At 62.2% G+C, this 13,232-nt stretch carries 12 protein-coding genes; 2 read left to right on the plus strand and 10 right to left on the minus strand.

What is annotated here, in order from left to right:
* Positions 1-56: 56 nt before the first annotated feature.
* From SOP85_RS22990 to SOP85_RS23030, 9 genes are all read right to left on the minus strand, one after another.
* Complete coding sequence (locus SOP85_RS22990; protein WP_323608555.1) at positions 57-1,079, minus strand: heme-dependent oxidative N-demethylase family protein; 1,023 nt, start codon at positions 1,077-1,079, stop codon at positions 57-59.
* Positions 1,080-1,097: 18 nt separating this feature from the next.
* Complete coding sequence (locus SOP85_RS22995; protein ID WP_274077556.1) at positions 1,098-2,066, minus strand: PDR/VanB family oxidoreductase; 969 nt, start codon at positions 2,064-2,066, stop codon at positions 1,098-1,100.
* Positions 2,063-2,665 carry a dimethylamine monooxygenase subunit DmmA family protein gene (locus tag SOP85_RS23000; protein WP_323628310.1) on the minus strand — a complete coding sequence of 201 codons (603 nt, stop codon included), beginning with the start codon at positions 2,663-2,665 and terminating at the stop codon, positions 2,063-2,065. Before SOP85_RS23000 ends, SOP85_RS22995 begins: the two co-directional genes overlap by 4 nt.
* A gap of 540 nt (positions 2,666-3,205) precedes the next feature.
* Positions 3,206-4,633, minus strand: coding sequence for a sigma-54 interaction domain-containing protein (locus tag SOP85_RS23005; protein ID WP_323628311.1), 1,428 nt, complete (start codon positions 4,631-4,633; stop codon positions 3,206-3,208).
* Entirely contained in the window at positions 4,630-5,760 is a 1,131-nt protein-coding gene (locus SOP85_RS23010) for a PAS domain-containing protein (RefSeq protein WP_274077559.1), read from the minus strand. The genes SOP85_RS23005 and SOP85_RS23010 overlap by 4 nt, the downstream gene beginning before the upstream one ends.
* A gap of 636 nt (positions 5,761-6,396) precedes the next feature.
* Positions 6,397-7,164, minus strand: a complete 768-nt coding sequence (gene phnE / locus SOP85_RS23015; protein WP_323608557.1) for a phosphonate ABC transporter, permease protein PhnE — start codon at positions 7,162-7,164, stop codon at positions 6,397-6,399.
* Positions 7,161-7,988, minus strand: a complete 828-nt coding sequence (locus SOP85_RS23020; RefSeq protein ID WP_323628312.1) for a PhnE/PtxC family ABC transporter permease — start codon at positions 7,986-7,988, stop codon at positions 7,161-7,163. Before SOP85_RS23020 ends, phnE begins: the two co-directional genes overlap by 4 nt.
* The gene (locus SOP85_RS23025) at positions 7,982-8,779 is read right to left on the minus strand and encodes a phosphonate ABC transporter ATP-binding protein (RefSeq protein WP_323628314.1); all 798 of its coding nucleotides are present in this window, start codon (positions 8,777-8,779) and stop codon (positions 7,982-7,984) included. Before SOP85_RS23025 ends, SOP85_RS23020 begins: the two co-directional genes overlap by 7 nt.
* Positions 8,776-9,627, minus strand: coding sequence for a putative selenate ABC transporter substrate-binding protein (locus SOP85_RS23030; protein WP_323628315.1), 852 nt, complete (start codon positions 9,625-9,627; stop codon positions 8,776-8,778). Before SOP85_RS23030 ends, SOP85_RS23025 begins: the two co-directional genes overlap by 4 nt.
* A 397-nt stretch (positions 9,628-10,024) precedes the next feature.
* On the opposite strand from SOP85_RS23030, the gene SOP85_RS23035 reads away from it, so the two are divergent.
* Entirely contained in the window at positions 10,025-10,474 is a 450-nt protein-coding gene (locus tag SOP85_RS23035) for a cupin domain-containing protein (RefSeq protein WP_274077564.1), read from the plus strand.
* Between the two features lie 6 nt (positions 10,475-10,480).
* Here SOP85_RS23035 and SOP85_RS23040 read toward each other — a convergent pair whose 3' ends face one another.
* Positions 10,481-11,743 (minus strand): MFS transporter, encoded by a 1,263-nt coding sequence (locus SOP85_RS23040; RefSeq protein WP_323628316.1) that lies wholly within the window; start codon positions 11,741-11,743, stop codon positions 10,481-10,483.
* Positions 11,744-11,875: 132 nt separating this feature from the next.
* On the opposite strand from SOP85_RS23040, the gene SOP85_RS23045 reads away from it, so the two are divergent.
* Positions 11,876-12,769 carry a LysR family transcriptional regulator gene (locus tag SOP85_RS23045; RefSeq protein ID WP_323628317.1) on the plus strand — a complete coding sequence of 298 codons (894 nt, stop codon included), beginning with the start codon at positions 11,876-11,878 and terminating at the stop codon, positions 12,767-12,769.
* Positions 12,770-13,232: the final 463 nt, after the last annotated feature.

Here is a 13,232-nt window from a genome sequence, read left to right on the forward strand (position 1 = left end):
GATGGCGCCCTCAAGACCGCCATCGCCAGCAGGCTGGCTCCCACAGGGGGATCGCATCAGGCTTTGGTTTCGTCGTCGTACTGCGACAGCCACTCGACCGCCGCATCGCGGTACCGGCTGAAGCCTTTGTAATCGACCAATTGCTGATTCAGGTCGCGCAGCACCCGGTGCATGCGACGCGCCCATGCCGGGTTGGTGGCGATGTCTTCGAGGCTGAGCAGGTAGGTGCGGATCGGAAAGACAATGGCGTTGCTGCGCGGCAGGCGGTGCAGCGGTTGCAGCTCGATGCGCAGGTACACCAGCTTGCCGGCGTTTTCGGCGGTCACGAGGGTCCGGTCCGGCGCCCATTCAGGCAGGCTTTCGGCCGAGACCTCAAGGCGCGGGTTGACCGTCAGCGACCAGTTCAGGCGGCGTACCGGGTGGCCGGTGCGCAGGCGCAGGAGGAACTTCAGGGCACGGTCGAGCATGCCGATTTCCTTCACCAGCGGCACCGGGCCGTGGAATTCTTCCCAGCTCATGCCGAGGTTGAAGCGCAGCGAATAGTCGGCGCGTTGGGTGGCGATCCCGGCGCCCCAATACAGCGTACCGTCGCGTTCTTCCTGCAAGACCCAGTCGCCTTGGGCCTGGCGGGTCACGTATTCCATCGGCTCATAGGGCAGGGTCGCCGGGTCGCCGAAGGTGAAGTGATCGTCGATGTCCAGCAGGCGGTTGACCCAGTGCCACTGGCGGCCTTCACGGGACAGGGTGAAGTACTGCGGATAATCGCGGGCGTAGGACTCCATGATCAGTTCGAGCAGGTCCCACTGCGCCTCCATCATGTGCGGCGCCGCGACGTAGTGCATGCCCGGATCTTTCTCCAGGGTGATGGCGCGGTCCCGGCATTCGCTGATGTAGTGCTCGTCGATATCGAACGCGGCCCGGAAGGCGCCGTCGCCGACCGAGACATGGGGCTCGAGGTTCATCGAGTACATGTAGTCGTCATCGGGGAACGGGAAGGGCGCGCGGGCGATGGTCTCCGGGCTGTTGGCGAAGGTGTAGTCGTCGCGGTAGGTTTCGTCGGGATTGAATTTGATATTCATTGTTATGGCTTCCGTCGATCAGAGGTCGATGACCAGGCGATTGCATTTGGCGCGGGATACGCAGGGCATGATTTTCTTGTGGCTGCTCTTGTCGTCGTCCGACAGCCAGTCATCGCTGTGCAGCAGTTCGCCGTCGAGCTCCAGGACCGCGGTTTCGCAATGGCCACAGGCACCACCACGGCACAGGTAAGGCATGCTGTAGCCCGCGGCCTCGACCGCTTCGAGCATGGTCTGGTCAGGCGAGACTTCGATGGTTGCGCCACTGCGCCCGAGGGTGAAACTGAAGGCTTCGCCGCCGCTGCTTTGTTCGAGGAATCGCTCGAAGTGCACGTGGCTGTCGGTCCAGCCCAGGTCGCGGGCACAGGCCAGGGTGGCGTCGATCATGCTGTCCGGTCCGCAGGCATAAACGTGACTGCCCAGCGGGCGATCGGCGAGGATACGGCCGATGTCCATGCGCGTTTCGATGCCTTTGCGATACAGGTGGACCTGTTCGCCGTAGGTGGCCTGCAACTCTTTGCCGAGCTGTGCGTGTTCATCGCCGCGAACGGCGTAATGCAGTTCGAAGGGCACCTTGCTCAGGCGCAATTCCTCCAGCTGGGAGATCACCGGGGTGATACCGACGCCACCGGCAATGAACAGGTGCAGGCGGGCTTGCTTGATCAGCGGGAACAGATTGACCGGTGGCGTGACCTCGATCAGGTCGCCCTCGCGGACACTGTCATGCAGCGCCATCGAACCACCGCGACCGCTTTCCACCCGGCGCACGGCAATCTGATAGCTGCTGGTGTCATAGGGCGAACTCAGCAGCGAGTAGGGGTTGCGCAGCGTGTTGTTCGGGTTGGCGATGAGCACCACCACGTGGCTGCCGCCGGAGAACGCCGGCAGGTGCGCACCGGTCGGCGATACCAGGGTGAAGCGTTTGATCTCTGGGGTCACCGCTTCGATGCGGACCACCCGCAGGTTCAAGGTCCCGTTGTTCTGGCTCATGTATCGAGCTCCTCGGCTGGGGGCAGTTCGCCCGGTACTTCGGCATCGGCCTTGACCGCCTGGAAGGCCGCCAGGCGCCGGGAATAGTGGTCGCGCACCACCAGCGTCAGGCTGCAACCGGGGCAGTCGTAGACGCGTTGGGTCACGTTTTCGGTGTAGGTGTCGCAGTGCACGCACCAGACCCGGCGCACGAGCGTGCCGGAGTGCTCGCGCAGCACTTCGTCGCGATTGAGATCGAAGCGGGTGGCCACTTGCATGGCGCTGCCGAGGAAGCTTTCGGAACCGGCGAGGTAGAGGCGGGTACCCATCCTGGCGTCGCCGAGCAGGTCGTCGAGGGCGTCGATCAATGCCTGGTTGCTGGCATACACCCGCAGTTGATGACCCGGGTGCTGCTGCAATTGCGCCAGGAAGTCCTGGCCGGAAAATGACTCCTGGGCGTACAGCAAGGTCACGGGGCGATCCAGCCCGGCCATCTCCTCCAGCAAACGCAACATGACGCGACCGCCACTGCCTTGCCCGGCAATGATGTGCCGGACACCTCCCGGCAGAGGTTGCAACCGGTCGTAGACCGGCCGACTTTTGATCCCGGTGATCAACATTATTGTTATTCCTCCTGACTATCGGAGCCCAACGATGGTGGGTTGCAGATAGCAGGAGCACAGGGCGTGCCAAGTGTTTAAGTCGTTGTTTTTAAATGATTAAATATTTATACAGAAGAAAAGTGTAAGCAGAAATAACTACGTTGTAGGCGTTTTTGCAGCGTTTTATTGGAGAGAACCGGGAAAAACCTGTAGGGAGCTGGCTTGTCGGGTCGCCGCATCGCAGCGAAGGCGGCCTGACAGCCGACCAATCTCCTGCCGATGTACACCGATCAACCTGTAGGAGCCGGCTTGCTGGCGATGGCGGCCTGACAGCCGACCATTGTCTTTCAGGTGTACATGGATCAACAGCCAAGCGAGTACCTGTGGGAGCGAGCCTGCTCGCGAAAAACCTGAGAGCGCCTCGGGGTGTCAGGATCCCCGCGTCATCGTTGACGTCCATCGCTGCGATGCGGCGACCCGACAAGCCAGCTCCTACAGTTAAGAGGCAAACCGTAGATGGCTCCGAAAGAATAGGGTCGCCAAGCCCACACGCTGCAATCAGTCGCGCTGCAACTTGCGAATCAGCGTCCCTATATCAATCCCCAGATGCTGCGCAGCCTTGCGCTTGCTCCCGCACAGGTGCACGGCACGTAGAATGACCTGGCGTTCGAAATGCTGAACCTGAAGCTTGAGGTTCTGCTCCGACTCTTGCGGCGCTTGTTCCTGCGCGACCGAGGTGGCCCGGGAGCGCATCGGTTCGAGCAGTTCAGCCGGCAAATGATGCTCCTGCGCCTCATCGTCGGCGAGCACGGCCAGACGTTCGAAAATGTTCACCAGCTCGCGAATGTTGCCCGGGAAGTCATAGCTCATCAAACGCTTGCGAACGCCGGCGGACAGGCTCAGGGACGGTACGCGATCGCCATTGATGCGGCTGAGCAGGATGTCGATGAGAAACGGCAAGTCATCGCGGTGCTGGCGCAGCGGCGGGATCTCCACCGGCAGCACGGCGAGTCGATAATACAGGTCGGCGCGAAACTCACCCAGGTCCACCAGATGACGCAGGTCCTTGTTGGTGGCGGCGATGACCTGTACCTGCACGGTTTTGCTCAGGGGCGAGCCCACCGACTGGATGGTGCTGTCTTCGAGGAATTTCAGCAGCTTGGCCTGTACGTGCAGCGGGATTTCACCGATCTCGTCGAGGAACAGTGTGCCGCCCGACGCCGCTTCGATATAGCCCTGCTTGCCGCCCTGCAGCGCGCCGGTAAAGGCGCCGCGCTCGTAGCCGAACATCTCGGATTCGAACAGGCTCTCCGGGATGCTCCCGCAATTGACGTGGATGAACGGACGGTCGCCCCAGCCGGCCGCTCGATGGATGTGCCGGGCGATGGCGGTCTTGCCAACCCCCGGCTCACCCAGCAGCAACAGGCGCGCGCGCCGACGGAAAGCCCGCACGCCGGTGTCGGCGATGCTCGATAGCTGGGGCGAAAGGTGCAGGGCATTGTCCTGGGGGTCGTGCAGGCCCTGGGGCTCCAGCGGCCGGTTGTTGAGCGATGCCCGGCGCTGCGGCTGGCTGGCGTCGAAGTCTTTCTGGGTGAGCATCCGGAACGGTTTTTCGTAGGCACCGGTGGGGATCGCGTGGGTACTGCTGAGCAGCACCCGGCCTTCCCGTGAGCGGGTCAACGCACTGTTGCCACCGCGGTTCAGCGCGGCCAGCAAGTCGTCGTAGTTCAACGCCGAACGCTGGAAAAAATCACGCTCGGACAGCCCCACGGCCTGCTGTTTCGACAGGCGGTTGACGCGCTCGGCGGCCAGGTTGATGAAGCGCAGCCGGCCCTCACCGTCGCTGATGATCAGCGCTTCGCTGAAGCTGTCGAGCAAGGCATGCAAGGCAGGCGCTTCCAGCAGCGCGCCCAGCACTTCGCTGCTGACATTGACCGAAGAGCGCATGCCCATCTGCAAGGTGGGTGGCAGGTTGGAGTCTTTCATGGGTGCAACTCTTGGGGGGTGCGAACGCCCTGGCTTTCACGAAACACCGCCACGCGCCAAGCCACGCCTTCGCGAATCAGGATGCGCGAGCAATGCACATTGAAGTTCAGGTCGCGCCCGCTCAGGTCCGGCAGGGGCAGGCTGTGCCAGGTGCGTTCGGGCAAGGCATTGTCCAGCAGCAAACGGGCGATACCGGCACCATGGGTAATGCCGAAGGTGTCCTCGAAGGCTGCGTTGCGCCACTGCGGTTGCAGGTGCTCATCGATTACCAGCACCGCGTCGGGCACGGCATCGAAGACCCGGCGCAAGGCATCGATGCGTTGCTCGGCATCGTGCTGCATGCGCAACTCCTGGCTGACGTCACGAATGCTGCCCCACATGCGCAACAGCTGGCCATTGACGATGGTGGCCCTGACGTCGTTTTCCACGTAGGCCGGCGAGCCATCGTGGCGGCGATCCACCGAGAGCGCTCCGTCGACATGAAACCCGGCCTCGATCAGGCGCCGCACGAACTCTTCGTTGGCCGGGCTGCGTGGCCAGTACAGGCGCACCGGTTGCTGGTTGAAGTCGACATCCGACGGCATCTCGTACACCTCGGCCATGGCCCGGTTGCACAGGCGCCAGTGGGAGTCGTTTTCGAACACCTGGCGCACGATCTCATCCGGTGAGTGGTTGATGTCCACCGCCTCGGCGAATTCGATGCACCAGTAGGCGACCTTGGCGCTTTGCAGCATCTGGTTCATCACTTCATTGGCGTTGTGCATTTCCCGCAGCCGATGGCCCAGCGTACCAAGGGGAATCTTCAACAGGTGCAGGCGTGCCGGTTGCACATTGCGCCACTCCAGCACACCGCTGGCAATCACATGCAGCAGGCCACCGTTGTGGCGAATCAGGGTCAGCTCCAGGCTGTGGATCAGCTCGTCGGCGGGCGGGTTGGCAAACAGCGCCTGCACCGTGCGCAGAGACTCGACGCTCAATACCCGTTCGATCGGTTGATTGAGCAGCTCTTCGGGTGCATAGCCCAATTGATCACTCAGGCTCAGGGACAGGCCGAGCAGTAGTCCGTCGGCACCGACGGTACTGGTCAGGGGCTGGGCTTTGTTTACCAGCAAATTCAGGATATCCATTGGTGGATCGGCTCGATTCGGCTAATGGGACCTGGGCACAGAATGCCAGGGCAGACTGGTAAGGGCATATCGCATGCCAACTCGAAAGCCAGTGAACAGGAGGCCTTGCGCGTGGCCGTTTTGAATGCGCGCTGCGTTATTGCAGCATAATCAGCAAATATGCAGCGCGTTAATGAGATCAACGGTTGTGCGCAGAACCTGTAGGAGCTGGCTTGTCGGGTCGCCGCATCGCAGCGAAGGCGTCCGTCAGATCACCATCCCATCAAGCCAGCATCTACAGGACCAAATCGATCTAAAAATTCCAGTCCACGCCCTGAGCGTTTTGCTACTCTGAAGTTGTAGGTGAAAACGCAGACTGATGCGCAAGCGGATAGCGAGGACGCGTGGGGCGCGCTCCGAAGGGTACACGGTTAGAAAGATCTCCGCGCTGAGATCCAGCCCTTATGCCGTGTGAAGCAGGACAGCGCTTATTGCTGTTTCTGTGAGAGTCCTGATAAACCTCGTAAGCCAGAGACCAGCGCTGGCCACCTACTTGGCTCTTAGAAGCCTGCCTTGTGCAGCTGAACATATGCAGCTCGCCAAGATCAAATGCCCCGACTTTCGGGGCATTTGTTTGTCTGCTCGTAGCCAACGATCTCAGGCCTTCACCCAGCGCTGGCGACTCCAGCTGCTCAGCGTATCGACCGCAAACACCAACACCAGCATCGCCAGGATCACCGTGCTGGCCTGGGCCTCCTGGAACAGGCTGAGGCTCATGTAAAGCATTTGTCCCAAACCGCCGGCACCGACAAAACCGAGCACGCTGGCCATGCGGATATTGTTCTCCCAGCGGTACAGGATGTAGGCCAGCAGCTGCGGGAACAGATTGGGCAGGGTGCCGTAGCAGAACGCCCACACGGCATTGCCCCCCTGCAGGCGGATCGCGTCGGCCGGTTCCGGCGGGGTGTTTTCCAGCGCTTCGGCAAACAGCCGGCCGAGCACGCCGGTGGTGTGCAGCGCTAACGCCAGGGTGCCGGCATTGGGGCCGAGCCCGGCGGCCAGGACCATCAGCACCGCCCAAACAAGCTCCGGAATCGCGCGCAGGGCATTAAGCACCAGGCGCGACAAACCCTGCATCGGCCAGCCGAATCGACCGGCCGCCGGCAGCGCGAGCAACAAGCCGAACACCGTCGCCAACAGTGTGCCCAGTGCCGACATGGCGATGGTTTCCAGCGCGCCGCGAGCAATGGCCTGCAAATGTCCGGTGCTCAGGTCCGGGCTGAGAAAACGCTGAATGTAGGCGAGCATCTGTTTCAGGTTGCCGCTGCCACCCAGTTCACCGAGGTCGATGCCCAGGTAGCGGAACGAAGCGAATACTGCGGCGCCGATGCACAGCACCAGCAGCAGGTTGACCAGGCGACTCATGCCAGCCTCCAGCGCAGCAGGCGGCTCAGTTGATCGGCGAGCAGCACCAGGACGAGGAAGGTCAGCAACAGGCTGGCCACTTCACCGCCGGCGAACATGCGCATCGACAGGTCGATCTGTTGGCCCAGGCCGCCGGCCCCGACGAAGCCCATCACCACCGAGGCGCGAATCGCGCATTCCCAGCGGTACACCGTGTACGACAACAGCTCCGCCGCGACGTTGGGCAGGATCCCGTAGCTGAACGCCGCGAGCCGGCCACTGCCGGCTTGCAACAGCGCGTGGGCGGGGCGCTGGTCGACCGATTCGAAAATTTCCGCGTAGACCTTCCCCAGCATGCCGCTGTAGGTAATGGCGATGGCCAGGACCCCGGCGGTCGGCCCCAGGCCAACGGCGCGCACGAACAGCAGGGCCCAGACGATTTCCGGCACGCTGCGCAGGATGATCAGCACCCCGCGCACCGGCCAGCGCAGCAGTTGCCCCCACTGGCTCGGGCGCCCGGCGCGGGACGCTGCCGACAGGGACAGCGCGCGGCTGGCCAGCAGGCTGGCGGGGATCGCCAGGAGCAGCGCCAGGGCCATGCCAGCCGTGGCGATGGCCAAGGTCTGCAAGGTGGCTTGCCACAACAGCTGGAGGAAATCTGCGCCATGGGCCGGCGGCCAGAAGGTCGCGACAAAGCGCCCCATCTCGCTCTGGCTGTCACTGGCCAGCAATACACTCAAGTCCAGTTCGCTGAAGCGGATACCCGGCCACAGCAGGGCGATCGCCAGCAGAGTGAGCAGCAGGCGTGGCCGGGCGGCGGGATCACGGGTGGCACGGCTCAGCATCGGGGAATCTGCACGCTCAAGGGGGGAACCGGGGCTGGCGAGGGCTGCAATTGTTCGTTTGCGTAGAGTGCGTCGAGCCGCTCGCGATCGACGGCGCTGGCCGGCAGGTCGAAGAGGATTTGTCCGTCACGCAAGCCGATGATCCGCGAGAAGTGCGCCAGCGCCAGATCCACCGCGTGCAGGCTGGCGACCAGGGTCACGGCGTGCTCCCGCGCATGCTGGCAGAGGACCTTGAGCGTGTGGCCGGCCAGCACCGGGTCCATGGCCGAAACCGGTTCGTCAGCCAGCAACACCTCGGGCGCCTGATACAGCACCCGGGCAATGCCCACCCGTTGCAGTTGGCCGCCGGACAATTGTTGGCACTGAGCGAAGAGCTTGTCGTGCAGGTCGAGCCGGGTCAATGCCGCGCGAGCCCCGGGAACATCCAGCGGGTGCAGCAGGTTGATCAGGCTCTTGGCCAACCCCCACTGACCGATTTTTCCCGCCAGCACCGCGGTGATCACCCGCTGGCGCGGAGGCAGCGGCGGCGCTTGATGCACCAGGCCGATGCGCGCGCGCAGGCGTTGGCGCTGACGGGCCGACAGGTGCCAGGGCTGTTCCCCCAGCACTTGCAATTCGCCGTTGCCGGGGCGCAGGCCGGTGGCAAGTACGTTAAGCAGGCTCGACTTGCCCGCGCCGGACGGGCCGATGATGGCGACCTGTTCACCGGCTTCGATGTGCAAGTCCAGGCTGCGCAGCGCCTGTACTCCGTTGGCATGGGTGAGACTGACCCGGGTCAAATGCAAGGTCATTTGAGCAGGTCGGCGGCGCGTGCGGCTTCCTCGATGCCCTTGTAGTTTTCCGGCTTGGTCTCGATGAAGCGGCTGGCGGCCTGCAAGTCGAGGATTGCTTTCTGCTCGGGTTTCGCCGGATCAAGCGCCAGGAAGGCAGCCTTGATCTTCGCCGCAAGGGCCGGGTCGAGGGTGCCGCGCACGGTCCAGTTGTAGTCATAGTAGGCCGGCGTGGTGGCAAATACCTTGACCTTGTTGGTGTCGACCTTGCCAGCCTTGACCAGTTTTTCCCAAACGCTGGCGTTGAGCACACCGGCATCGACCTTGCCCGCCTGGACCCAGGCCACGGTGGCGTCATGGGCGCCGGAGTAACCGACGCGGCTGAAGAAGGTTTCCGGCTTGATGCCGTCCTGCAACATGAAATAGCGCGGCATCAGGCTGCCGGATGTCGAGGACACCGAGCCGAAGGCGAAGGTCTTGCCCTTGAGGTCGGCGAGGGATTTGACGTTCGGGTCGGCGGTGATGAATTTGCTGGTGAACTGGGCGTCCTGTTCGCGCTGCACCAACGGAATGGCATTGCCGGTTTTCAGCCGCGCCTGGACGAATGTGAACCCCCCGAGCCAGGCCATGTCGATCCGGTCGGTGGCCAGCGCCTCGACCACGGCCGGATAGTCGCTGACCGGCACGAACTCGACCTTCATGCCCAATTGCTGTTCCAGATAAGTGCCCAGAGGCTGGAACTTGCGCAGCAGTTCGGTGGGGGCCTCATCGGGAATGGCACTGACCTTGAGGACGTCGGCGGCCTGTGCCAGCAGGGTGGAAAAGGACAGGGTCAAGCCGACAGCCAATGCCAGGGTGCGTTTGAGCATGAAAGTTCTCCGGTTCATTAGCGCAAGTATTTCGAAGCGCCTGACCTATATGGGATAACGGTCAGGCGCTTTTTGAGGGTAGACGAAGTGCGGCGATTATAGGGATTGCAGATGGCGTATCAACCAATCGCTGCTCGGCGAGGCGCAGAGGTTACCTGTAGGAGCGAGCCTGCTCGCGAAAAACCTCAGAGCACCGCGGGGTTTCAGGCTCCCCGCGCCATCGTTAACGTCCATCGCGAGCAGACTCGCTCCTACAGGTATCGCAACGTATCCACCGTTCACCCAGCTACGTTGGCATACAAAAACCGGGGTGGCGGGACACGCAGGCGATACACGACGAGCGCGTAATGCAACAGCCGGATAACGGCTTTTACCTTGCGCTCACTGGAGAATCACCATGTCCCGAACCCCCACCCGCTACGCGGCAGGCCTGCTCGGCGTTGCCTTGGTCACTGCGACACTCACCGCCTTCACGGGCCTCGCCCAAGCCCAGGAATCCGGCCAGCCACCGGCAAAAAACTGGCAGGCCGGCCTCAAGCGTACGGACCTGGTGCGCCGCGACCTTGACGTCGCCGGGCGCGAAGTGATCCAGGTGCTCGTTGAATTCGATCCGGGCGTGGCGTCGCCGAAACACTCGCACCCCGGGGTAGAAGTGGCCTACGTCACCGACGGCACCCTGGAATATCAACTCGAAGGGCAACCGACCGTGACGCTCAAGGCTGGTGAATCCCTGTACATTCCGGCCGGCACCGCCCATGTGGCGAAAAACATCGGCCAGGGCAAGGCGTCGGAACTGGCGACCTACATCGTCAAGAAAGACACGCCGTTGGTGTCGCTGGAGCAGTAAGCGCCTCTACCGCGGGTCAGCCTGCCTGCGCCATGCGACCAGGCAGGCGACAACGATCAGCCCCAGCGCGACCAGATAGGTCGTGCGCATGCCGCTGGCAATGGCCTGCGGCTGGGCGGTGCCGATGTCGACCGCCTTTGAGGCCAGGGCAAACACGGCGCCCATCGCCGAGGCCCCGGTGACCAGTCCCAGATTTCGTGACAGGTTGAGCAGGCCGGAGACCACGCCGCGTTGATCGGGCAACACGTCGAGCATCACGGCGGTGTTGTTGGCGGTCTGGAACAGCGCATACCCCAAAGTGATAACGACCATGGGCGCGATGTAGCCGCCGACGCCGAACGTTTCGGGCACCATCGACAACAGGCAGCAGCCGAGCGCCATGCCCAGCAGCCCGGCGAGGGTCATGGCCGGGGCCCCCCAACGGTCGACGATGCGCCCGGCGGGCACTCCGGCCAGCATGGCGACCAGCGGCCCGACCGCCAGCACCAGCCCGATCTCCATCGCCGTCAACCGCAGGGTCTGCGACAGGTAGAACGGCCCGACCAGCAGCGTCGTCATCATCACGGTGGTCACCAGCAGGCTCATGGCAAGGCAGCCACTGAGTCGGCTATCGCGCAACAGCGCCAGTAACAACGTACCCAGCGAATCGAACCCCGCACGCCTGGTTTGCCCCTGGCGATCTTCGGGCAGGTAGCGTTGCACGAGCAGCCAGGCCAGCAGACCCAGGGGCACGCTGATAAAGAAAATCCAGCGCCAGCCGAATCCGTCAATGAGCACGCCACCGAGCGCCGGTCCCATCGCCGTACCCATGGCGGACATGCTCCCCAGCAGCCCCATGGCGCCACCGGTCTTGCCCTTGGCCACCGTCTCGCCGACAAAGGCCAGGGTCAGCGCCATCATGACCGCCGCGCCCAGGCCTTGCAGCGCCCTGGCCGTGACCAACAGGCCGAGATTGGGCGCCAGGCCGCACAGCGCCGAAGCCAATGTGAACAGGGTAATGCCGGACAACAGCAGGCGGCGCCGACCGACAAGGTCGCCGAGGCGGCCGACGCTGACAATCGAGGCGGTAATGGCCAGCAGATAGGCGATGACCACCCACTGCACCTGTTGAAAGGACGCGCTGAATGCCTGTGCCAGGGATGGCAGGCCGACGTTGGCGATGCTGGTGCCGAGGGACGACAACAACATCGCCAACGACAGGCTGGCCAGCGCCCCTTTCACCGAAGGTGTTTGTTGAGCCACTGCCGCGACTGCAGATCCGTCATTCATGGTGTTGCCCTTTTCTGGCCGCTCCCGACTGGAGCTACCAGAAATCTACGCCGGGGCCTAACATGGCGGAAGACGCACGGTTTGCACTGATTACGTGCATACAGCGCCATACCTGCCGACCTGAGGCCTCGCATGTCCACTCCCGATCTCAATCTGCTGATCACCCTCGATGTGCTGCTGGCAGAAGGCAGTGTCGCCCGCGCCGCCAAACGCCTGCGCCTGAGTCCATCGGCGATGAGCAGGGCGCTGGCGCGATTGCGCGAAACCACCGGCGATCCGCTGCTGGTCAGGGCCGGTCGCGGCCTGGTGCCAACGCCGCGTGCGCTGGAATTGCGTGAGCGGGTCGCCCAGCTTGTGCAGGAGGCCCAAGCGGTGCTGCGTCCGGCCGAGCAGCCCGACCTCCTGCAGGTGTCGCGCACCTTCACCTTGCGCACCAGCGAAGGATTTGTCGAAAACTTCGGCGCTGCGCTGATCGCCCGCGTCGCCGAACTGGCGCCAGGCATACGCCTGCGCTTCATGCCCAAACCCGACAAGGACAGCACGGCGTTGCGCGACGGCACGGTCGATCTGGAAACGGGGGTGGTGGGCAAGACGGCGAGCCCGGAACTGCGTACCCAGGGGTTGTTCCGCGATCGATTGATCGGCGTGGTGCGCGCGGGGCATCCGCTGTGCGACGGTGAGATGTCGCCCGAGCGTTTTGTCGCCCGCGGTCACATCAGCGTGTCACGACGAGGGCTGGAAAAGGGGCCAATTGATGAAGCCCTGGAGGCGCTTGGTTTGCAGCGGCAGATCGTGACCATGGTCGGCGGTTTCTCGACTGCATTGGCGCTCGCCCAGGCGAGCGACCTGATCGCCACTGTGCCCGAGCGGCATACCGCCAATCTGCGAGCCGGCATGCACAGCTTTGTGCTGCCGGTGTCACTGGCGGAATTTACCTTGGCGATGATCTGGCATCCTCGACTGGATGCGGATCCCGTGCATCGATGGCTGCGTGCTTGCCTGAGGGATGTTTGCGCTTCTGCCTGATAATTAATCCGGGTGTTTCATGTGTCTACGTTGATATTAAAATAATGGCTGTATCATTGTTGTAACTATTCGTGCCTGCTTTTTGTTTTGTTATATAGTCTCATTGTGTTGATATAAAAAAGTTCGAACTCATAAGTTTGTATGCTGTATCGGAGGTCAAAATGGGATCCAGTTTAGTTAAGCTAGTAATTGATAGGCGCTCTCAATTACTGTCAAGTGGCCAGAGGCTATCAATGTTGGTCACGAATTATTAATGATAATTAATAATTTTTAGTTTTGTATGGTTATCGTAAATATATGAATTTTAAGAATATTATTGATTTAAGATAATTGATTTTTATGGATTTCTCCAATATCAACTCAGCGTCAAGATTTGGCGACGAGTGGTGATGAATTTTTGACGCTGGTCGTGTCAAAAAATAACTTCATAATAATTCACACGTTTCACATATGTGATGCTAGT

Origin of the sequence: Pseudomonas sp. YuFO20 (assembly GCF_035064975.1) — a bacterium.
Taxonomy (GTDB): domain Bacteria; phylum Pseudomonadota; class Gammaproteobacteria; order Pseudomonadales; family Pseudomonadaceae; genus Aquipseudomonas; species Aquipseudomonas putida_AE.